Origin of the sequence: Shewanella sp. ECSMB14101 (assembly GCF_000773485.1) — a bacterium.
Classification (GTDB): Bacteria; Pseudomonadota; Gammaproteobacteria; order Enterobacterales; family Shewanellaceae; genus Shewanella; species Shewanella marisflavi.
Genome location: NZ_JSFF01000012.1, coordinates 104,611 through 125,495 on the forward strand (window position 1 = coordinate 104,611; position 20,885 = coordinate 125,495).

At 51.1% G+C, this 20,885-nt stretch carries 18 protein-coding genes; 12 read left to right on the forward strand and 6 right to left on the reverse strand.

The window, feature by feature from the left end; all coding sequences use genetic code 11:
• Positions 1–206: 206 nt before the first annotated feature.
• Together argA and NY07_RS10820 are read left to right on the forward strand one after the other, a co-directional pair.
• Positions 207–1,526 carry an amino-acid N-acetyltransferase gene (argA, locus tag NY07_RS10815; protein ID WP_033539363.1) on the forward strand — a complete coding sequence of 440 codons (1,320 nt, stop codon included), beginning with the start codon at positions 207–209 and terminating at the stop codon, positions 1,524–1,526.
• 198 nt (positions 1,527–1,724) lie between these two features.
• Positions 1,725–2,264 carry a hypothetical protein gene (locus NY07_RS10820; protein WP_033539364.1) on the forward strand — a complete coding sequence of 180 codons (540 nt, stop codon included), beginning with the start codon at positions 1,725–1,727 and terminating at the stop codon, positions 2,262–2,264.
• Here the strand turns inward: NY07_RS10820 and rarD are convergent.
• A complete protein-coding gene (gene rarD / locus NY07_RS10825; RefSeq protein WP_033539365.1) occupies positions 2,235–3,122 on the reverse strand; it encodes an EamA family transporter RarD in 888 nt (295 codons plus the stop codon). The two genes, NY07_RS10820 and rarD, sit on opposite strands and share 30 nt — an antisense overlap.
• Positions 3,123–3,277: 155 nt before the next feature.
• Positions 3,278–3,742 carry a thioesterase family protein gene (locus NY07_RS10830; protein ID WP_033539366.1) on the reverse strand — a complete coding sequence of 155 codons (465 nt, stop codon included), beginning with the start codon at positions 3,740–3,742 and terminating at the stop codon, positions 3,278–3,280.
• A 187-nt stretch (positions 3,743–3,929) separates the two neighbouring features.
• Here NY07_RS10830 and recQ point away from each other — a divergent pair, with 187 nt between their 5' ends.
• Positions 3,930–5,762: a DNA helicase RecQ gene (recQ, locus tag NY07_RS10835; protein WP_033539367.1), complete on the forward strand. Its 1,833-nt coding sequence runs from the start codon at positions 3,930–3,932 to the stop codon at positions 5,760–5,762.
• A gap of 24 nt (positions 5,763–5,786) precedes the next feature.
• Here recQ and NY07_RS10840 read toward each other — a convergent pair whose 3' ends face one another.
• Positions 5,787–7,535, reverse strand: a complete 1,749-nt coding sequence (locus NY07_RS10840) for a tetratricopeptide repeat protein (RefSeq protein ID WP_033539406.1) — start codon at positions 7,533–7,535, stop codon at positions 5,787–5,789.
• 512 nt (positions 7,536–8,047) lie between these two features.
• Here NY07_RS10840 and leuA point away from each other — a divergent pair.
• The 7 genes from leuA (at position 8,048) to glpK (ending at position 16,851) form a co-directional block, all read left to right on the forward strand.
• The gene (gene leuA, locus NY07_RS10845) at positions 8,048–9,619 is read left to right on the forward strand and encodes a 2-isopropylmalate synthase (protein ID WP_033539368.1); all 1,572 of its coding nucleotides are present in this window, start codon (positions 8,048–8,050) and stop codon (positions 9,617–9,619) included.
• Between the two features lie 56 nt (positions 9,620–9,675).
• Positions 9,676–10,770 (forward strand): 3-isopropylmalate dehydrogenase, encoded by a 1,095-nt coding sequence (gene leuB / locus NY07_RS10850; RefSeq protein ID WP_033539369.1) that lies wholly within the window; start codon positions 9,676–9,678, stop codon positions 10,768–10,770.
• Complete coding sequence (gene leuC, locus NY07_RS10855) at positions 10,770–12,170, forward strand: 3-isopropylmalate dehydratase large subunit (RefSeq protein WP_033539370.1); 1,401 nt, start codon at positions 10,770–10,772, stop codon at positions 12,168–12,170. The genes leuB and leuC overlap by 1 nt, the downstream gene beginning before the upstream one ends.
• An 8-nt stretch (positions 12,171–12,178) precedes the next feature.
• Positions 12,179–12,784: a 3-isopropylmalate dehydratase small subunit gene (gene leuD, locus NY07_RS10860; protein ID WP_033539371.1), complete on the forward strand. Its 606-nt coding sequence runs from the start codon at positions 12,179–12,181 to the stop codon at positions 12,782–12,784.
• Positions 12,785–13,290: 506 nt separating this feature from the next.
• Positions 13,291–14,643 carry an outer membrane protein transport protein gene (locus NY07_RS10865; RefSeq protein ID WP_033539372.1) on the forward strand — a complete coding sequence of 451 codons (1,353 nt, stop codon included), beginning with the start codon at positions 13,291–13,293 and terminating at the stop codon, positions 14,641–14,643.
• Between the two features lie 208 nt (positions 14,644–14,851).
• Complete coding sequence (locus NY07_RS10870) at positions 14,852–15,343, forward strand: nuclear transport factor 2 family protein (protein ID WP_033539373.1); 492 nt, start codon at positions 14,852–14,854, stop codon at positions 15,341–15,343.
• A gap of 11 nt (positions 15,344–15,354) precedes the next feature.
• Positions 15,355–16,851, forward strand: a complete 1,497-nt coding sequence (glpK, locus tag NY07_RS10875; RefSeq protein WP_033539374.1) for a glycerol kinase GlpK — start codon at positions 15,355–15,357, stop codon at positions 16,849–16,851.
• A 3-nt stretch (positions 16,852–16,854) separates the two neighbouring features.
• Here glpK and NY07_RS10880 read toward each other — a convergent pair whose 3' ends face one another.
• From NY07_RS10880 to NY07_RS10890, 3 genes are all read right to left on the reverse strand, one after another.
• Positions 16,855–17,151, reverse strand: a complete 297-nt coding sequence (locus tag NY07_RS10880; RefSeq protein WP_033539375.1) for a hypothetical protein — start codon at positions 17,149–17,151, stop codon at positions 16,855–16,857.
• A gap of 86 nt (positions 17,152–17,237) precedes the next feature.
• Entirely contained in the window at positions 17,238–18,308 is a 1,071-nt protein-coding gene (locus NY07_RS10885; RefSeq protein ID WP_052125618.1) for a PepSY domain-containing protein, read from the reverse strand.
• Positions 18,305–19,015: a hypothetical protein gene (locus tag NY07_RS10890; protein ID WP_033539376.1), complete on the reverse strand. Its 711-nt coding sequence runs from the start codon at positions 19,013–19,015 to the stop codon at positions 18,305–18,307. The genes NY07_RS10885 and NY07_RS10890 overlap by 4 nt, the downstream gene beginning before the upstream one ends.
• 409 nt (positions 19,016–19,424) lie before the next feature.
• Between NY07_RS10890 and mraZ the strand changes: the two genes are divergently transcribed.
• Both mraZ and rsmH read left to right on the forward strand, forming a co-directional pair.
• A complete protein-coding gene (mraZ, locus tag NY07_RS10895) occupies positions 19,425–19,883 on the forward strand; it encodes a division/cell wall cluster transcriptional repressor MraZ (protein WP_033539377.1) in 459 nt (152 codons plus the stop codon).
• 33 nt (positions 19,884–19,916) lie between these two features.
• On the forward strand, positions 19,917–20,858 hold the full coding sequence (gene rsmH, locus NY07_RS10900) for a 16S rRNA (cytosine(1402)-N(4))-methyltransferase RsmH (protein WP_033539378.1): 942 nt from the start codon (positions 19,917–19,919) through the stop codon (positions 20,856–20,858).
• Positions 20,859–20,885: the final 27 nt, after the last annotated feature.

Consider the following 20,885-nt stretch of genomic DNA (forward strand, 5'->3'; position numbering starts at 1 on the left):
GTTTCTATCGCTTACACTTACCTTTGCTTGCTAAGCTCCTGATTTAAGCCTGTTCTGCTATGCTTTATCCCAGCGTTATTCCTGTGATGAAAAATATCGCCCATAATGAAAACAAATGCTTTTAATGTGAATTTAAATGCAATAATATTGGCTTGTTATTCGTTTGGTGGCGATGTTGTCACATATTTATTGTTGAGGTTACGCGCGTGCGCACTACTGAGTTGGTCGAGGGGTTTCGTCATTCTGCTTCCTATGTGAATGCACATAGGGGGAAAACGTTTGTGGTCATGCTGGGGGGGGAGGCGCTCGCCCAGAGTCAGTTCCGCTCAATCATTAACGATATCGCCTTGCTCCATAGCTTGGGGATCAAAATTGTCTTAGTACATGGCGCCAGACCGCAAATCGATGAGGCGCTGGCGGCGCATAACTTGAAGCCCGAATACTATAATGGCGTACGCATCAGCGATGAAGAATCCTTCAAGGTGATCAAACAGGTTGTAGGTGGTTTGCAACTGGACATTACCGCCCGTCTTTCCATGAGCCTGAGTAATACCCCAATGCAGGGGGCACAAATTAACGTGGTGAGTGGCAACTTCGTGATTGCTCAGCCCCTGGGCGTCGATAATGGTGTGGATTACTGCCTGAGTGGCAAGGTAAGACGCATCGATGTAGCAGGTCTAAGACGTCAGCTGGATAACCATGGCATAGTGCTTTTAGGGCCTGTGGCGGCTTCGGTCACCGGAGAGTGTTTTAATCTGACCGCCGAAGAGGTGGCGACCCAGATTGCGGTCAAGCTTAAGGCCGATAAGATGATTGGCTTTAGCGCCAAAGAGGGGATTATAGACAGTAATGGCGAGGTGATTGCGGAGCTGATGCCTACCGACGCCCAGCGAATTTTGTCAGAACTAACCGATGAAGATAATTGGTGCGTGGGTACACGTGCCTTTTTACAGGCCAGTATCGATGCCTGCCGTAACGGCGTGGCACGTTGTCACTTTGTCAGTTACCTCGATGACGGTGCCCTACTGCAAGAGCTGTTCTCCCGTGATGGTATAGGTACTCAGATCGTCACTGAGAGTGCTGAGCGGCTGCGCCGGGCAAGTATTGCCGATATCGGTGGTGTCCTGGATCTTATCCGTCCGTTAGAGCAAGCGGGTATATTGGTCAGACGCTCGCGCGAGCAACTGGAGATGGAGATAGATCAGTTTATGCTGATCGAGCGTGATAGTTTGGTGATAGGCTGCGCCGCGCTTTATCCTTTCGAAGAAGATAATGCCGGTGAGTTTGCTTGTTTGGTGGTGCATCCCGATTATCGTGACGCAGACCGCGGAAGCGTATTGCTGAAGAACATCATCGGTCAGGCCAAGGTGCGCGGCTACTCTCGCTTGTTTGCGCTCACGACACGCAGCATACACTGGTTCCTTGAACATGGTTTCCAGATAGTCGATGTTGATGCCCTGCCAAATAAGAAGAAACAACTTTACAACTATCAGCGCAAGTCGAAGATTCTTGCGTTAGATCTTTAATAAATACAGATTCCAAAAAACCACGCTTAGCGTGGTTTTTTACTTCGAGATCATATCAAAGCGCTATCTTGACATAATATGTCGCCAGCCCCATAGTAATCCTAATTTCTCGAGATAAGACTTTGCGCAGGCTTGTTAATGGCGTGTGACCTGTGGCTGTTCTTATCTTAGCAGCCATTTTTTGTAGGATACTTAAACATGGAATCTCAAATTTTTCCGCTCGCAACCTTTGACTCGACGACCAGCATGGCATTTGTTTCACTCTTGCTTGGCATCGCCTTGGTGATAGTGTTAATCAAGGTTAAGCCCATGCCCCAAGGTGCTAAATTTGCGGCCTCAGGTATGGTGATTGCCGTACTGGGTCTATTGTCTTGGGTGTTCTTGAAGGCCCACAACGCCAATGTGCGCCTTACTCCCACAGCAATGATGGTCGATATCCCGCTTTATGGTGTTGAGTTGCCACTAGAGAGCTTGTTGCCGTCTCAGGCGAGTATTATTAACCTAGATGATGAGGAAGCGCCGCAGATCAGTTACCGCAGCAATGGCGTTGGTTTACCGGGTTACCAGCTTGGTTGGTTCAAATTGGCTAAGATGACCAATAATACAGATAAAGCCCTGCTGTCAGTCACCAATAGCCAGCAAGTGCTGGTCCTTCCGACCACAGAGGGCTATCTGCTTCTCTTGAGTGTTGAGCGTCCCGAGGCCTTGTTATCCAGCTTGCTTGCGCCGACTCTTTAACGCCAGATCCAGGGTAAAGATCACCAGCGCGCTCCAGATAAAGGCAAAGGTGATCCCTTTTTCGAGATCGAAGGGCTCGTTAAACACGCTAACGGCCATGATAAACATGATACTGGGGCCGATATATTGAAAAAAGCCAAGCATGGATAGCGGGATACGAGTGGCGGCGCCGGCAAAACAAAGTAGCGGGACAGAGGTCACCACGCCGGCTGCTAACAAGAGTAAATTCATTTGCACACTATTTTCCATCACGCTGATACTCTCGAAATTCGTTACCAAGTAGAGCAGCGCTACGGGCACCAGTATGGCGGTTTCGACCAGTAATCCTGTTTTGGCGTCGACATTAACCTTCTTGCGCAATAGGCCGTAAAGCCCGAAAGAAGCGGCGAGCGCCAGGGAGACCACAGGAATCGAGCCAAATGAGATCAGCTGGATCAATACGCCAGTAAAGGCAAGTGATACGGCGGCCCACTGCAGTTTTCGCAGTCGCTCCTGCAAGAAGATCATTCCCAGCAGCACATTAATCAAGGGGTTGATAAAGTAACCCAAACTGGCATCGAGCATATGATCATTGTTGATCGCCCAGATAAATAGCAGCCAGTTGCCGGCGATCAGAATCGAAGTGATCGCTAACACGCCCAGTTGTTTGGGTTGACGAAACAGCGCCCTTAACTTGGCAAAGCCGCCGATAAACTGCATCAACACTAGCATGAACACGAAAGACCATAGCACGCGGTGTAGCAAGATCTCTGTCGCCGAAACATGATCTAGCAGTTTAAAATACAGAGGAGCAAAGCCCCAAAAGCAGTAGGCGCAGATGGCTAGTACTACCCCTTTACGATACTCGATGTCAGCCATAGCTTAGGATTTCAAAAAGATGAAGGAGAGGCATTGTAGGCGCCTGAAGGGTCTGACTCAAGCGGCGATGGGGATTCTTTGTGGGAGTTCTGTGTAGTGGTCATTTGCCAGCGAGTATCGCTAGCTTGACAGTTCATTCTAGGACTCCCTTGTCGTTAGCCCACCATGTAGGTTCCAGTACCGAAGGCGATGTGAGCGCCTTGTTCGTTATGCAGCTCCATGCGGCAGACTGAAACGCGATTGCCGGCGCGGATCACTGTACCAGTGCCGGTAAACACCTCGCCGCGACCGGGTCTTAGGTAGTCGATGCGCAGATCTATGGTGCCTAAGGTTTGTAAGCGCTTTTGCAGGTCTTCCAAGCTCCAATCATCACGACTGGCCACCAGTCCTGAGAATGCCGTCAGACCGCCTACTACGTCCAGTACCGTTGCGGTGACACCCCCGTGCAGGATCTGCTGATGAATATTGCCGATGAGATTGCTGTTCATCTTCACTTCAACTTCGACACCCTCTAGATCATAACGCTTAATATCCATGCCAAGCAGTTGATGGAAAGGCACCTTAGTATCGAAGATCTCGGCGACGGTGGCGAGGGTTTGTGCTTGTACAGGTGTCGTCATAGGGCACTCCTTGTTAAGCCTATTTCGTTAGAGCATTTAATCTATCGCTAATTCAGTAAGCTAAGCAAGCCCATGGCTGAATTTTCACCAAATAGGGGCTGTGAACAACAATTAATTTCGGCAGAGTTGAGACAAGCAGGGCTGGCTTGATTAGAATAAGCGGCCAAATTGACCATAAATTAGCGCCATGGACTTAGCCTTAAGCACGCCCGAATCGACCGATAGCGATCCACTCGCCAGCTGTTTGCAGGCGGTGTTTGGCTATCGCACCTTCAGGACAGGCCAGCGAGAGGTAATAGAGCAGGCCTGTGAGGGGCGTGATTCGCTGGTGATTATGCCAACGGGCGGCGGCAAGAGTCTTTGCTATCAGCTGCCGGCGCTTATCTTACCCGGCTTGACGCTGGTGGTTTCTCCGCTCATCTCCCTGATGAAAGATCAGGTCGATAGCCTGAAACAAATGGGCGTAGCGGCGGCTTTTCTTAATTCGTCTCAGTCGCGTGAAGAGGCGATGAGCATCTACCAGCAACTGCATAATGGCGAGTTGAAGCTCCTTTATGTGTCGCCCGAGCGCCTGCTGACGGCAAATTTTATTGAGCGTCTGCACCACCTGCCGATCTCTTTATTTGCCATCGACGAGGCGCACTGTATTTCCCAGTGGGGACATGACTTCAGGCCTGAATATGCAGCCCTAGGACAGTTAAAACAATATTTTCCCCAGGTCCCCATGATGGCGCTCACCGCCACTGCCGATAAGGCCACCCGAGAAGATATCTGTCAGCGGCTGGGGATCACCCCTTATGAGCTGCTCACCAGTTTCGATAGGCCCAATATTCGCTACACGGTGGCGGAAAAACTCAACGCTGCCAACCAGCTCAGACAGTTTATTCAGGCGCAAAATGGCAATAGCGGTATCATCTACTGTAGTAGCCGCCGCCGTGTCGATGAGGTGGCCGATCGCCTGCGCATGCAGGGATATGACGCCGATGCCTATCACGCCGGTAAGACCCAGGAAGAACGCGCCGATATCCAGGAACGTTTCCTGAAAGATCAACTGGATATCGTGGTGGCGACTGTGGCGTTTGGCATGGGAATAAACAAGTCTAACGTGCGATTTGTCGTGCATTACGACATTCCCAAGAGCGTAGAGGCCTATTATCAGGAGACGGGCCGCGCCGGTCGTGATGGACTGGATGCCGAGGCCTTTATGTTGTTCGACCCCGCTGACATTGGCCGGGTGCGTCATCTTATCGAGCAGCAAGAACCTGGACCCCAGCAACAGGTGGAGTACCACAAGCTCAATACCATGGCGGCCTTTGCAGAGGCTCAGACATGCCGTCGCCAGGTATTGCTGCACTATTTCGACGAGAGTGCGTCAGAGCCTTGTGGCAACTGCGATATCTGTCTGGACCCACCCAAACGCTACGATGGCGTCGAAGATGCCCAGAAGGTGCTTTCTTGTATCTTCCGTTTGCAGCAGAAGTTTGGCATTAACCACCTGATTGAGGTATTACGCGGTTCTAAGGCTGCGCCAGTGGTCGACCGTGGCCATGATAAGCTATCAACCTGGGGCATAGGTAAGGATAAAAGTCATGAGTTTTGGCTCAGTATAATTCGCCAAATCATACACTTAGGCTTTGCTAGTCAAGATATCACCCGAGGCTCGGCCATTAAGCTTAATCCTCAGGCGCGGGCAGTGCTTAAGGGCGAAATAGCCTTGCAGCTGGCAGAACCAAGAATAAGTATCACCACACATGTGAAACGCCGCAGCAGTAGCCGGGCGCCGCTAAATTACGATAGAAAGTTGTTTGCTCGCTTGAAATTGTTACGTCGCAGCCTGGCCGAGGAGCTGGATGTGCCCCCCTACCTGGTGTTTAACGACGCCACCCTGGCGGAGATGGCGGCTATGGTGCCCACCAGTCCTGCAGAGATGCTGGCGGTCAATGGGGTGGGCGAGACCAAGCTGAACCGTTTCGGCGGCGAGTTTCTCGACGAGATAAGCGATTACATTACCCGAGGGTAATGCAGCTATAGGCAAGCGATTAGGCTAGTGAGCCTGTTGGCCGCTGTACTTACTGAGTTGATCGACACTGGCTCGTTTGACCAGGGAAGAGAGAGTATCGTGATGCTGCATGACCGCCATTCCCATACTGACGCGAGTGCCATTTTGCAGAGGCTCTATGATGGCGCTCAACTGTCGCCCAATCAACTGCGCCCCCGGTAATGAGGTAAAGGGCAGCATGATCAGAATTTGATCGGCGCTGGTGCTCAATAATATATCCTGCTGGCGTATTTTCTGGGCCAGCCTGGCCTGCAGTTTCTCATAATCTGCCATAGCAAGATGGCTGGAATTGATCAGTAAGATGGTGATCGGAAAGCCAATTTGTTTAGCACTGGCCAACAGCGCTTCCATCTTCTCCTGAGTGCTCATCGGCTCATCTCTTTGGCTCTGTGGCAGCGGCGCCTTAGGCGTTCTGATACGGTTGAGCAGAATAAACAGCGTCAGTAGCAGGAAGAGCACCAGGATGCCGATGAGGCCATAGCTGTCGCTGATGTGGGCATCAAGCTTGATCGGCTTAGGTTGATTGGCCTGTGCGAGTTGTTGGTAACGTCCAAGCTGAGCCTTGATCTGTAGTAGCCGGGTATCTTTAAGGAACTCATAGCTGCGCTGGGCCATCTCGAAACGTTTTAGTTGATATTGATAGGCTTCTTGATACTGAGCTATATCGGCAAAATAGCGGCTCAAGATACCATAACAGTAGACAAGCTCGTCAAACTGGTTGGTGCGCTCACCAATGGCAATAGCCTTTTGCATCAACTCTGTTCCTAACGCCTGTTCGCCATTGGCCAAATGAATATTGGCCAGCAGACGGTTGGCCCGTAGGCTGTCGTTAATTTTCTTCTGTTTATCAAAGGTGTTGAGCGCAATATTAAGTAGTTGAATAGCGCTCTTGTCATTACCTCGTAAAAACTCGATTTCTGCTAGCTGGGTGTAACTTTCGGCCAGTTCGGTGGCAGTCGCCAGTTCAGGTAGTAAGATCTTGGCTTCGAGTACCATGTCATCCCTAAACTTAACCTCTTGGTTATAATGGGAGACTTTAGCGAGAGCCAGCAAGACGGTGAGTCTCACTTTGCCTGTGGTCTGCTCGCTATCTAGTGCTCCCTTGGCATAGTTGAACGCCTGGTTATAGAGCCCCTTGGTTCTTAGCAGTTCGGCCATGGCCAGTTGAATGTATGGCCTAGGTGGTGTCAGCCATTGGGGCTGCTGCTTTTCGGTATCTGGGTAGATATCCTGAGCCAGGCGCAGATCTTCTAAGGCGCTGCTCTGACTCTCGATATGGGTATCTATCTTGCCTCTTAGCATCAGGCCATTGACCAGTGATTGCGGCTGCTGCTGTTCGCGTGACTGGAAGATAGCCGAGTCGAGTAGGGTGAGTGCCTGCCTGAGATCGCCATAGTCCATGTAGGCCGCTGCCATGCAGTTTAGAAAATAGGGACCGAGTTGATTAAGCTTGTTCGATTTGGCTTTGGCTTCGCTCATGCGGCCAAGATTGATGGCGGCCTCGTTTTCACCTAGCTGCACAAAGGCTTCACATTTTAGGATGGAGAGTCGAAGCCGATTTTCTTCAGACGTGTCTTCTTGATCCAGGCGTTGTTCCAGCGCCTGGATTTTTGTCAGGGTCTTGTTGGGATATTGGTAGACGTTATGGGCCAACTCATCCAACTCTGTCATAGTGTTCCCATAAGCGGGGATCAGCCAAAGGCTGAGGCTTAACACTATGAGACGAAAATCCATTTTTAAAAACTCCGGAACGAGTGTGCTGTTTCCATTCGCGGCATTATACTGATTTTCCATCAGCAATTGCATAAAAAATAATGCCCAAGATTGGAATCAGATAGATTGCTCGGCAAATGACCTAGTATGCTGAATTTAATCACTTAGTCACTCTTGTTGGCAAATAATTGGTTAGATTTGAGCGGTTAATCAAGATTTTTATCTGGTCTAATGTGGCAAACTTGAAAAATATGGGGTTGACTATTCGCCAGACACACGTTAAATATTAATCAGTCCAACGAAATGAAACGAATAATTACTTATTTTTTTTGAATACAATGATGACCATTAACCGTGCCCTACTCAACCTCCTCATTCTCATTCTCGCAGTCTCTGCGCGGAGAATGTAGTGTTGCACGCTTAATAACACGACCAGCATTCATAAACCCCGCGCTCAACAACGCGGGGTTTTTTTGTTTATGGATTTGACGAATACCCAAAATTAGAGCCTAGACGTACCATGGAGAAACCAGATGTCTAACCGAGTGATAATATTTGATACGACCTTACGCGATGGTGAGCAAGCATTAGCAGCGAGTTTAACGGTTAAGGAGAAATTGCAGATAGCACTGTCACTCGAGCGTCTGGGCGTGGATGTGATGGAGGTCGGTTTTCCCGTCTCATCCCCAGGTGATTTCGAGTCGGTACAAACCATTGCCCGTACTATCAAGAATAGCCGGGTGTGTGCGTTAGCCAGAGCATTGGAAAAAGATATCGACGCCGCGGCTCAGTCGCTGTCGGTGGCCGATCAGTTCCGTATTCATACTTTTATCTCCACTTCGACCATTCATGTAGAGAGTAAGCTTAAGCGCTCGTTCGACCAAGTATTGGAGATGGCGGTTGGCGCGGTGAAATATGCCCGCCGTTTTACCGATGATGTGGAGTTCTCCTGTGAAGATGCTGGCCGCACACCTATAGACAATCTATGCCGTATGGTTGAAGCCGCGATTAACGCTGGCGCTAAGACAATCAATATTCCCGATACCGTGGGCTATACGGTGCCGAGCGAATTTGGCGGCATTATTCAAAACCTGTTTAACCGCGTGCCTAATATCGATCAGGCGGTGATCTCGGTGCACTGCCATGACGATTTGGGTTTGTCGGTGGCCAATTCGATCACCGCAGTGCAGCACGGTGCGCGCCAAATTGAATGTACCGTCAATGGTATCGGCGAGCGCGCCGGTAACTGCTCCCTTGAAGAGATCGCCATGATCATCGCCACCCGCAAGGCAAGCCTTGGGTTGGAGACGGGTATCAACGCTAAAGAGATCCATCGCACCTCTAATCTGGTGAGCCAGCTATGTAATATGCCGGTCCAGGCTAACAAGGCGATCGTTGGTGCCAACGCCTTTACTCACTCTTCGGGTATTCACCAGGATGGTGTGCTTAAGTCGCAAAATACTTATGAAATTATGACGCCAGAGAGCATAGGCCTTAATCGCAACAACCTCAACATGACCTCTCGCTCGGGCCGCCATGTGATCAAGCATCGCATGGAAGAGATGGGCTATGGCGAGCAAGACTATGACATGGACACCCTGTATGAAGCTTTCCTTAAGCTAGCGGACAAGAAGGGTCAGGTGTTCGACTATGATCTGGAAGCCTTGGTCTATATGGAGGCTCGCAGTGATGAAGAAAATCACTATGGACTACAGCAATTGGTGGTGCACTCTGACTTGGCTGAGGGTAAGGCCACAGCGACTGTGACCTTGATGGTCGATGGCAATCCAGTGACCGAGGCGGCCACGGGGAACGGCCCAGTGGATGCCGCCTACAAGGCGATTGCCCGCGCCAGCGGCTGTGAGATCAATATCAGTAGCTATCAACTCAGTGCCAAAGGCCAGGGGCAAGATGCCTTGGGGCAGGTGGATATCACCGCCAAGTACCATGATCAGAGTTTCCACGGTGTCGGCCTGGCAACCGATGTGGTTGAGGCTTCTGCGGCGGCGCTTATCCATGTGATGAACTTGACCTGGCGCGCAGACAAGGTGGCTGAGAACAAACATAAAATAAAACAAGCGCGTGTCGAGTTAGGCGGCGTTTAATCGCTTTTCAATATAACAGAATAAAGATCAATTAATTGCAGGGAGTCTGGTGTGGTATGAGTTATCAAGTCGCAGTATTGGCGGGTGATGGTATAGGCCCGGAAGTCATGGCTGAAGCACGTAAGGTGCTTAAGGCAGTAGAAGAGCGTTTTTCGTTGGATATTGAATATAGCGAATACGATGTGGGAGGTGCTGCCATCGATAATCATGGTTGTCCGTTGCCGGAATCGACCCTAAAAGGCTGTGAGGCCGCCGATGCCATCTTGTTTGGCTCGGTAGGCGGCCCTAAATGGGAACATCTGCCACCCAATGATCAACCTGAGCGCGGTGCCTTGTTGCCTCTGCGTGGCCATTTCGAGCTGTTTTGTAATATGCGTCCTGCCAAGCTTCATGCTGGGCTTGAGCATATGTCGCCCCTGCGCAGCGATATCTCGGCGCAAGGGTTCGATGTGCTGTGCGTGCGCGAGTTAACCGGCGGTATCTACTTCGGTAAACCTAAAGGACGTCAGGGAGAGGGAGAGCAAGAGGAAGCTTTCGATACCATGCGTTACAGCCGCCGTGAGGTGCGCCGCATCGCGAAGATCGCCTTCGAAGCGGCTCGCGGGCGTCGTAAGAAGGTGACTTCTGTGGATAAGGCCAACGTATTGGCCTGCTCTGTCTTATGGCGTGAGGTGGTCGAAGAGGTAGCTAAGGATTTCCCTGATGTCGAGCTGGAACATATCTATATCGATAATGCCACCATGCAGCTACTGCGTCGTCCCTTCGATTTCGACGTGATGCTCTGCTCAAACCTGTTTGGCGACATCATCTCAGATGAGATCGCTATGCTCACCGGTTCCATGGGCTTGCTCTCTTCGGTCAGCCTCAATAGTGACGGCTTTGGCCTGTATGAACCCGCCGGTGGCAGCGCACCAGATATCGCAGGGCAGGGCATTGCTAACCCTGTTGCGCAGATCCTGTCGGCGGCGCTACTGTTACGTCATAGCCTTAAAGAGGAAGCGGCGGCCAAGGCGATTGAAGATGCGGTTGCCAAGGCATTAAGCGATGGCTATCTAACTGGTGAACTCTTGCCAGCGGATCAGCGTGACAAGGCAAAATCAACCCGCGAAATGGGCGACTATATTGCCCAAGCAGTCAGAGAGGCAAACTAATGGCTAAGACACTTTATGAAAAGGTATGGGATAGCCATATCGTTGCTGCCCCCGAAGGAGAAGCGCCGCTTATCTATGTGGATCGTCATCTGGTTCACGAGGTGACCTCGCCCCAGGCCTTCAGTGGTCTTAAGGTGGCCGGCCGAAAATTAAGGGCGCCAGAAAAGACCTTCGCTACCATGGATCACAACACCTCGACCAAGAGTGCCAGTTTAGATGCTCTCAGCCCTATGGCGCGCACTCAGGTGGAGACGCTGGCGCAAAACTGTAAGGAGTTTGGCGTCAGACTTTATGACATTCACCATAAAAATCAGGGCATTGTGCATGTGATGGGCCCAGAGCTTGGCATTACCTTGCCTGGCACTGTGATTGTTTGTGGCGACTCGCACACCGCGACTCACGGCGCCTTTGGGGCCTTGGCCTTTGGTATCGGTACTTCAGAGGTGGAGCATGTGATGGCCACCCAAACCCTGCGTCAGTTGAAAGCTAAGACCATGAAAATCGAGGTGCGTGGTCATGTTGCCGAGGGGATAACCGCTAAAGATATCGTGCTGGCCATCATAGGCAAGATCGGCATGGATGGCGGCACAGGTTATGTGGTGGAGTTCTGCGGTGCGGCGATCTCTGCGCTGTCGATGGAAGGACGCATGACCGTTTGTAACATGGCGATCGAGATGGGCGCCAAGGCGGGGATGATCGCGCCGGATCAGACCACCATAGATTACCTCGAAGGCCGTGAGTTTGCGCCAAAAGGTGAAGATTGGCAGCAGGCGGTTGAGGCCTGGTTGTCGCTGAAATCCGATGATGATGCCCACTTCGATGCCCATGTGGTGTTGGAGGCGAGCGATATTGCACCTCAGCTAACTTGGGGGACTAACCCAGGCCAGGTGGTGGCGATCGATCAATGTGTGCCCAATCCTGAGGATGAGTCGAACCCAACGGTTAAAGCCAGTATTCAAAAGGCGCTCGATTATGTGGCGCTGACGCCTGGCACTCAGATGACAGATGTCAGCATCAACAAGGTGTTTATCGGTTCTTGTACCAACTCACGAATCGAAGATCTACGTGCTGCGGCTCAGCAAGCCAAGGGGCGTAAGGTCGCTGGTGGGGTCACGGCTATCGTGGTACCTGGCTCTGGCTTGGTGAAGGAGCAGGCGGAGGCTGAAGGTCTGGATAAGATCTTTATCGACGCCGGGTTCGAGTGGCGCCTGCCGGGTTGTTCTATGTGTCTGGCGATGAACGATGACAGGTTGGAGGCAGGCGATCGCTGCGCCTCGACCAGCAACCGTAACTTCGAGGGCCGTCAGGGGCGCGGAAGCCGTACTCACTTGGTGAGCCCTGCCATGGCCGCCGCCGCGGCGATTGCTGGCCACTTTGTCGATATTCGCAAGCCATACTAGGAGGTAGCATGCAACCATTTACGACACACACAGGGCTTGCGGTGATCATCGACAGTGCCAATATCGATACCGATCAGATCATTCCTAAGCAGTTTCTCTCTAAGGTCACCCGTGACGGTTTCGGGATTCATCTATTTCATGACTGGCGTTATCTGGACGATGCCGGCGATCAGCCTAACCCTTCGTTTAGCCTGAACCAGCCGCGTTATCAGGGGGCCTCTATTCTGCTGGCCAAGGAGAACTTTGGCTGCGGATCGAGTCGCGAGCATGCGCCATGGGCCTTGGCTGATTTCGGCCTCAAGGTGATCATAGCGCCTAGCTTTGCCGATATCTTTTATGGCAATGCCATCAATAATGGCCTGCTGCCGGTGCGTTTGACTGAGGCAGAAGTTGCTCAGTTAATGCAAGAAGTTGAGGCTGAAGAAGGGGCGCAAGTTAGCGTTGATCTGCAGGCCCAGACTGTGACCTCGCCTTCGGGGGCTGAATTTCATTTTGAGATAGCTCAGTCGGCTCGTCATAATCTACTTAACGGGTTAGATGCCATTGGGATCAGCTTAGGATATGGCGAAGCGATTACTCAATACGAGGCAAATATCCCGAGTTGGAGAGCCTAGCTCACCCATCTGTATCATTAGGCGTACATTTGTACTGAGTGTGATAAGCGATAAGCCGGACGCATGATATTGCGGCCGGCTTTTTGTTTACATTGTCCCTTATCTCACTATCTAACATTCATAAATTCAATATCTTACAATTGTTCTTTCGGCCTGTTATTCGTTTGTTTTAATTACCTAGTGATTTATGCTGCTTGATAGGGCGATTTCAGGCTTACACATGTATTACTGCTTATCTTTATCTAGGTATTTGTTTGTAAATAGATATATTTAATTTAGTGTGGTTTGCCTGACTAATTTTAGTGAACGCAGATCACATTTTTTTCATTTTGATAGCGTTTAAAAGCGCGATATCTATCCGTTTCGCACTCTATTTGAACGTTTTTGTTAGCATAATTCGCTTAAATTCATTATCTGCTTGTAAAGATATTCTGTATCAGTAGACTGCGGCTCACTTAATGACTGGAGCCTTTACTCTAAGTCGTCATAATAACAAGAGAGCCATGATGAAAAAGCATATTTTATCTTTAGCTGTAGTTGCTGCCATCGCTGCGCCACTATCACAAGTTCACGCTGCTGGATTTCAACTTGCCGAATATTCTGCTACTGGTTTAGGCCGTGCCTTTGCGGGTGAAGCCGCCATGGCCGATAACGCCGCCGCCCAAGCCCGTAACCCTGCGATGTTGACCTACCTTGAGGGACGTCAGCTGTCCGTTGGTGGAATTTATGTCATGCCAAACGTCGATGTCGAAGGCGATCTGACTTTGGCCTCACCTGTGCTGGGTAATCAGCCTGTCACCATGAATGCCGATGCCTTAGATGTGGCCGGTAATGCCCTGGTGCCTAACTTTTACTATTCTAATCAGCTAAACGACCAGTGGACCTGGGGGTTAGCGGTTAACTCTAATTATGGTCTGGCGACCGAAGTACCCAGCACTCATCCAACTGCGATTTTCGGTAATGAAACTTCAGTGACAACAGTCGAATTCAATCCGAACCTGGCTTACAAGGTGACAGATGCGGTTTCTATCGGTGCCGGTCTGCGTGTCGTTTATGGTGAAGGTAAGATTGGCGCCTCAACCCCAGCTTGGGTTGACGGTATTAAGGCGATTCCGACACTGCCTGCCGAAGTGGCTGGCGCACTGCCACCAAGTGGAACCAGTCTGAAAGTGATGGAAGGCGATGATATTAGTTTTGGTTGGCAGTTGGGTGTCAGCTGGCAGATCAATCCCGCTCACCGCATAGGTGTTGCCTATCATAGCGGCGTTGAGCTGGAACTGGACGGTCACGCATCTGGGCTTGTTTATGATGGTGGTCAAGATCTCGATATTGAGGGTTATGTGCCACTCGAGCTACCAGCCTTTGCTGAGCTGGCCTCTCATCATCAATTAACTGACAACTGGGCGATGCATGCCAGCATTAACTGGACTCAGTGGAGTGTGTTCGACAGCCTGGTGGCTTACTTCCCAGGTGAGCAGAAGCCACTTGGCGGTTTAGAGTCAGACTTAGTAAAAGTAGAAAACTTTAAAGATAACTGGCGTTTTGCCTTGGGTACCACTTATCAACTCAGTGATAAATGGTTAGTGCGCGGTGGTGTGGCTCTGGATAAGACGGCGGTGGAAGATGAGTACCGTACAATCACTATTCCTGATTCAGACCGTCTATGGCTTAGCTTTGGCGCCGGTTATCAGGCCACTAAGAATCTGACGCTAGACTTAGCCGTGACCTATATTAAGGCACACGGTGATGCACCTATCGATGAGACAATGAACCTGATGAACCTGGCTCAAGTGAGCTTTAGCGGTGATGCGAGTGGTGATGTCTGGTTGGTGGGGGCTCAGTTGAGCTACAAGATGTAAGTCGATTGAGGTCAAGTTTGACTCAAGCAAAATGCCTCACTTAAGTGAGGCATTTTTTTATCTGAATATTTATTGGATATCTGAACTTCATAGGATTATATTCGTCTAATTATCAACGTATTTTTAGTTAAATTTAATCTATTCATTACCTGTTGCTTGCAGCTATAGCGTCTGCCAGTCAGGATGAACCAACAATAAGAGGTGTCCCATGAAACCCTTTCTTCTGGCTGCAAGCATAGCGTTACTTCCGTTGTCGGCCTCCGCCGATCCGAGTACGACGCAAGTGGTTAAGGGATTCATCGATGCCTACAACCAGCACAGTGTCGAGCAGATGCTCAACCATGTGACCGATGATGTACGCTGGATGCATATCTCTGGCACTAATATAGAGGTCGAAACCTCAGACAAGGCGCAGTTTGGCGCCGCCATGACAGATTATTTTGAAACCCTTACCGGGGCTCAGGCCACCATACTGCAACTGATCGACTCTTCTCACTTTGTCAGCACGGTCGAGCGTGTGACTTGGGAGAACGACGGTGAGCTGCTTAGCCAATGCAGCATTGGTAATTTCCGTGTTCAGGATGGCAAGATCGCCGAGTTTTGGTATCTGCCCGCCCATGCCTGTGATGAGCAGCCAGAGACGACTGAAGAGGCATTAGCGACTCCAGAGTTAGATCCGATTCAGCCTAATCAGCAGTAGCGGAGGCCTTAGTGCAGCAGAAGTATGTTATCGCGCTCGATCAGGGCACAACCAGTTCACGTACCATCATCTTCGATCATGACGCTAATATAGTGGCGGTGTCACAGCGCGAGTTTTCGCAGATCTACCCCAAGGCGGGCTGGGTGGAACACGATCCCATGGAGATCTGGTCCTCCCAAAGCTCAACCCTAATTGAGGCGCTGGCCAGAGCCGGGATCCACAGCGATGAGGTGGCTGGTATAGGTATCACCAATCAGCGGGAAACCACCATCTTGTGGGACAAAACCACAGGTAAGCCCGTCTATAACGCCATCGTCTGGCAGTGTCGCCGCAGCCAACCCTTATGTGAGGCGTTGAAGGCATCGGGCTATGAAGAGTATATCCGGCAGAATACCGGACTGGTGCTAGACCCCTATTTTTCGGCGACTAAGATCCGCTGGATCCTCGACAATGTCGAAGGGGCCAGAGAGAAGGCCGAGGCCGGTGACTTGCTGTTTGGCACCATAGATACCTGGCTGGTGTGGAAGCTTACCGAGGGATCGGTGCATGTCACCGATCCGACCAACGCGTCGCGCACCATGCTCTACAACATTCATCAACAGGCCTGGGACACTCGGTTACTCGAGGCATTAGATATTCCTGCGAGCATTCTGCCTGAGGTGAAGCCTTCCTGCGCCGTGTATGGCAAGACCCGTATTGCCGGTGAGGGCGGCGAGATTCCTGTAGCTGGCATGGCGGGCGATCAACAGTCAGCCCTATTTGGCCAGCTGTGTATCGATGAGGGGATGGCTAAGAATACCTATGGTACAGGTTGTTTCCTGCTGATGAACACTGGGTTGCAGGCGGTGCAGTCCAACCATGGTCTATTAACCACCATTGCCGTGGGACCCAAGGGGGAGGTTAATTATGCCCTGGAAGGCTCGGTATTTATGGGGGGCGCTACCATTCAATGGTTGCGCGATGAACTCGGACTTATTCGTGATGCTCAGGATACCGAATACTTTGCCCTCAAGGTGAATGACAACAATGGTGTGTACCTGGTACCAGCCTTTGTTGGTTTGGGCGCGCCTTATTGGGATGCCAGCGCCCGTGGTGCCTTGGTCGGCCTCTCCAGAGGCGCCAATCGTAACCATATCATTCGTGCCGCACTCGAGGCGATCGCCTATCAGAGCCGGGATCTTCTCGATGCCATGACTAAAGACAGTGGTGTGCAGCTTAAACAGTTGAAGGTCGATGGCGGCGCGGTAGCCAACGATTTCCTGATGCAGTTTCAGGCGGACATTACCGATGTTGAGGTGCAGCGACCCAAGGTGACCGAAACTACGGCCATGGGGGCGGCATTTTTAGCGGGCTTAGCCGTGGGTTTCTGGCAGTCGACGGCCGAGTTGAAGCACAAGGCCGGTGTCGAGCGTTGCTTTAAGCCTACCATCGCCGATGAGGAGCGTGAGGCGCTTTATTCGGGTTGGAAACGGGCAGTTGCGCAAGTCACTGGTGAATCAGCGAGTTAATCCTTAAACGTCAATATCGATACGAGGCAGTGGCGAGTCCAGTGCTTCTTGTTCGGCCTGTTTCTGCGCCTGCTGGCGTCTCGCCTGTCCCCGGCGATCTTCTCTTCCGGGTCTTGAGTTTATGCGCCTTTCTCCATGTCGACGACGCTCAAGGTGAGGTGGCAGCTGTGACTGCGGCGCCTCATGACTATCGGCATGAATAGGATCCGTGTGTTCAGTCTGCTCTACCACTCGCTTGCGTTTCACCACCTGTTTTACCGGGCGCGCTAACATGGCATACAGGCTATCCAGGGCAACCATCGCTCCTCCTCTTTAGATTAATCATCTCGCTTAATCTATTTATCGGCCGCTTGTGGTTAAATTTTAGGCGAATTCTGCTATTTGGCTCATGTCGGGCGTTGGGATGGCGAATTCGCTTGTGCTTCGCAAGCTTCATACTGCGCCTTTTGCCAAAATCTCAGCTGAGCGCGACTGGTGAGGGCAAGCCGAGCATGAGTCGCCTTTTGCTGACAACTGAGGCGAACTCCCGCTGCCAGTTGGTCCTCTTTGAGACGGTCTTGCTCTTCAGGAGTGGCCGGAGGCGCATCGTCAACAAAGCGAATACGGCACATACCGCAATGACCCCCACCACCACACTGGCTTGGGACGCGCATCTGGCCATGGTTTAAATTGTCCATGAGGTTGTCTTGGGTCAGCGCAATCGTCTCAAGCTGCTCGCCATCAGGAGAGAGTAGGGTCAGCGACTGACCCTGACGCTTGGCACGCCAGCTCACGTAGTCTCCAGCCAGTAGCTTACGCACCAGTAGCCAGGCGCCACTTAGGCCAAGCAGTAAAGCGGCCAGCGCAATCATCTGAGTCGCGACATGATTAAAACTCACGCCATTGTTGGGGAAATAGTCGATAAAATGCAGCATAAACAGCAGCTGTTTGAGCTGTGAGCCGTTGTTTTCATGGGCCTTAACCAGGCCTGTATTGCCGTCGACAAAGATCTGTGTGCCGCGCTGGTCCTGAGTATCGAAACGGTAGAACTCCTGGCTGCCGCCGTAGCGCTGGGCGGCGTCTTTATCGAGCACTGGCATCGATAATTGGCCCTCACCCGAGTAGCTTTGCTGAGCAGCCTCAGTCAGTTGTTGATGATTAAGATTGACTCGTTCACCTGTGTCAGCCCAAAAGGCCTGAGTGCCATCGCTTAGTTTTACGCGGTAAATGGGGCGATCAAATAGGGTTTCCAGCTTGATGCGTGTGATGGTATCGGCTTTTGTTTGCGCGGCGATATCGCTCAGCGTAACCTGGGGCTGAATTAAACTGCTGGCTTGAGTGGGCTTAGTTCTCTGGGTATTCGCACTTAAATATTCATCGTTAATCAGGTTGAAGGCCAGGCCTGTAAGGGTCCATATAAGGAGCTGGGCGCCGACGATGAGCCCCAGAATGCGATGCAGACTTCTCGCGTTCATCATACGTTGGCCTCCTCACCGCGCTTAAAGGCGACAAGCAGTAATAGGGCTCCAGAGAGCGCCGTCAGTAGCGCCAATATACTAAAAGCTGTCAGTAGCGGGTTGTGAACATCTTCTCGGGTATCATAATCCATGATATGCAACATCCACATGAGATCGAACAGGCGCCAGTAGTCATGACGCTTGGCAACCAGCTCACCACTGGTGGCGGAAATATAGAAGCGCGAATGGCTTGAGTCGTTAAAATCGATCTGCCACAGGGGTAATCGTCTGCTGCCTATCTCGTCGGGTGCCGAGTCGGTTAACAGCTGGCTGCTGGCTTGGGTTATATCGCCGCGATAGAGCTTGGCCGCAACCAGCATGGCTTGTTGTTGACTCAGTTGTGCTAGCGGTTCTCCATTTTGGGCAGAGAAATAGCGGGGGCCATCAGCTAGGCTGAGTTTATATACGGCCCCAAGTGCCGTTGGCAGTAACTCAAGCTGAGTTGCATCGGGATAGCTTGCCAACATGGTGGCGGGGGAGATCTGCAACTGATGGGGATCTATAGTTAGGGAGCTGTCATCCACCAGATGGTCGCCATGGATAAAGTCGATATCCATAAGCACCATGTAGAGACCTGAAACTAACCAGATGAGTAATTGTGCCCCTAAAAACAGGGTCAACCATTTGTGTGATTTTCGCAGCAAACGGCTTTGTTGAGGATTTAGCATAATTAGAATTTTTATTGGCTATCATAGGGATGAAATCACCTCAGAGCAAGCCAGAAAGCGCTGCGACACAAGGAGAGCGTGGCGAACAAACCCGCAGGGATCGCTACGACACAATCGGTGGACATTTTGCGGCGAAATTTGGGATGGCGATCCACTTATTGATCATACAAAGTCTGTAGGCCCACCACTTCTGATTGTTTTTTCAACATATTTACCCTCGACTCACCCACAAAAAGCCCTCCATGAGACTGTAGTTACAAATTTACAAACTGGCTGCTAACCCGCTTGAATACTGGCTTTTTAAATGGTGGCATCCCTTGACAATGCTTGCACACTATCTCTAAACTTAGCATTTGTGGGAAATTGTGGATATTTGTGGATCTATTAACCAAAACAAGGACGAGCTAACGTGTTTCGTGGAGCGAGTGCTATTAATCTTGACGCCAAAGGCCGGATCGCGATTCCAAAGCGATACCGTGAGAGCCTGCACGTCGAATTTAATAGCCAGCTGGTGATCACGGTCGACTTCGATGCCGCCTGTTTACTCATCTATCCACTCGAGGCTTGGAAACAGATAGAAGCCAAGCTGTTATTGCTGTCAGATACTCAGGGACCCGAGCGCGCCATGAAGCGCCTGTTACTCGGTTATGCCCATGAGTGTGAGTTAGATAGCAATGGTCGCATTTTACTTCCTCCACCGCTACGTCAATACGCCAACCTGGAAAAGCACGCGATGCTGGTGGGGCAGTTGAACAAGTTTGAGCTGTGGGATGAAGCGGCCTGGCAGCAACAGATTGAACTTAGCCGTGAAACGATTCAAAGCGATGCCTTTGCCAATAGTGAGCGTTTGGCGGACTTCTCTTTGTAGTAAGAGAATAACCATAAGTTAAAGAAGAGAGCGATGACTCAAGAATTTGCGCATTTATCTGTGCTGCTGACGGAAACGGTAGCCGGACTCAATATTAAGCCTGATGGTATCTATATCGATGGGACCTTTGGCCGCGGTGGTCATTCACGTGAAGTGCTCAAGCAGCTGGGCCCTGATGGTCGCCTGATCGCTATCGATCGCGATCCTCAAGCTATCGCCGCCGCAGAGCAGTTTGCCGACGATGCGCGTTTCTCTATCGTTCATGGTGGCTTCGGTCAGCTGGCGCAATATGTTGATGACCTGGGCCTGCGAGGCAAGATCGATGGCATCTTATTCGATTTTGGCGTCTCATCGCCGCAGCTGGATGATGCTGAGCGCGGTTTTAGTTTCCTGCGTGATGGTCCACTGGATATGCGCATGGATAACTCCCAGGGAGAGACGGCGGCCCAGTGGTTGGCCCGCGCCGAAATAGAAGACATGGCCTGGGTGTTTAAGACCTATGGTGAAGAGAAAAATGCCCGTCATATTGCTCGCTGTATCGCTGCCGATAGAGAGAAAACCCCGTTTTTGCGCACTAAAGATTTGGCCGACCTGATCGCTAGAGTGAGTAAGAGTAAGGAACGTAACAAGCATCCGGCGACGCGCGTGTTTCAGGCGATCCGTATCTATATCAACAGTGAGCTTGAGCAGATAGATCAGGCGCTGGAAGGGGCGGTTACCGTATTAGCGCCGCAGGGTCGTCTGTCGGTGATCAGTTTCCACTCGTTAGAAGACCGTATGGTGAAGCGCTTTATTCGTCGGCATAGTCAGGGGGAATCCGTGCCCCATGGACTGCCGATCACCGAAGCGGAGATCAATAAGACACGTTTACTAAAGGCTGTCGGTAAGGCGATTAAACCGTCGGCAGAAGAGATTGACCGCAATGCCAGAGCGCGTAGCTCAGTGTTGCGTATCGCGGAGCGATTAGATTACTAATCCTGTCGAGCAGACGTAAGAGACTAG

Coding starts and splice junctions, on each gene's coding strand:
- NY07_RS10820 (WP_033539364.1), top strand. CDS start 1,725: ATGGAATCTCAAATTTTTCCGCTCGCAACCTTTGACTCGACGACCAGC.
- rarD (WP_033539365.1), bottom strand. CDS start 3,122: ATGGCTGACATCGAGTATCGTAAAGGGGTAGTACTAGCCATCTGCGCC.
- NY07_RS10830 (WP_033539366.1), bottom strand. CDS start 3,742: ATGACGACACCTGTACAAGCACAAACCCTCGCCACCGTCGCCGAGATC.
- recQ (WP_033539367.1), top strand. CDS start 3,930: ATGGACTTAGCCTTAAGCACGCCCGAATCGACCGATAGCGATCCACTC.
- NY07_RS10840 (WP_033539406.1), bottom strand. CDS start 7,535: ATGGATTTTCGTCTCATAGTGTTAAGCCTCAGCCTTTGGCTGATCCCC.
- leuA (WP_033539368.1), top strand. CDS start 8,048: ATGTCTAACCGAGTGATAATATTTGATACGACCTTACGCGATGGTGAG.
- leuB (WP_033539369.1), top strand. CDS start 9,676: ATGAGTTATCAAGTCGCAGTATTGGCGGGTGATGGTATAGGCCCGGAA.
- leuC (WP_033539370.1), top strand. CDS start 10,770: ATGGCTAAGACACTTTATGAAAAGGTATGGGATAGCCATATCGTTGCT.
- leuD (WP_033539371.1), top strand. CDS start 12,179: ATGCAACCATTTACGACACACACAGGGCTTGCGGTGATCATCGACAGT.
- NY07_RS10865 (WP_033539372.1), top strand. CDS start 13,291: ATGAAAAAGCATATTTTATCTTTAGCTGTAGTTGCTGCCATCGCTGCG.
- NY07_RS10870 (WP_033539373.1), top strand. CDS start 14,852: ATGAAACCCTTTCTTCTGGCTGCAAGCATAGCGTTACTTCCGTTGTCG.
- NY07_RS10880 (WP_033539375.1), bottom strand. CDS start 17,151: ATGGTTGCCCTGGATAGCCTGTATGCCATGTTAGCGCGCCCGGTAAAA.
- NY07_RS10885 (WP_052125618.1), bottom strand. CDS start 18,308: ATGATGAACGCGAGAAGTCTGCATCGCATTCTGGGGCTCATCGTCGGC.
- NY07_RS10890 (WP_033539376.1), bottom strand. CDS start 19,015: ATGCTAAATCCTCAACAAAGCCGTTTGCTGCGAAAATCACACAAATGG.
- rsmH (WP_033539378.1), top strand. CDS start 19,917: ATGACTCAAGAATTTGCGCATTTATCTGTGCTGCTGACGGAAACGGTA.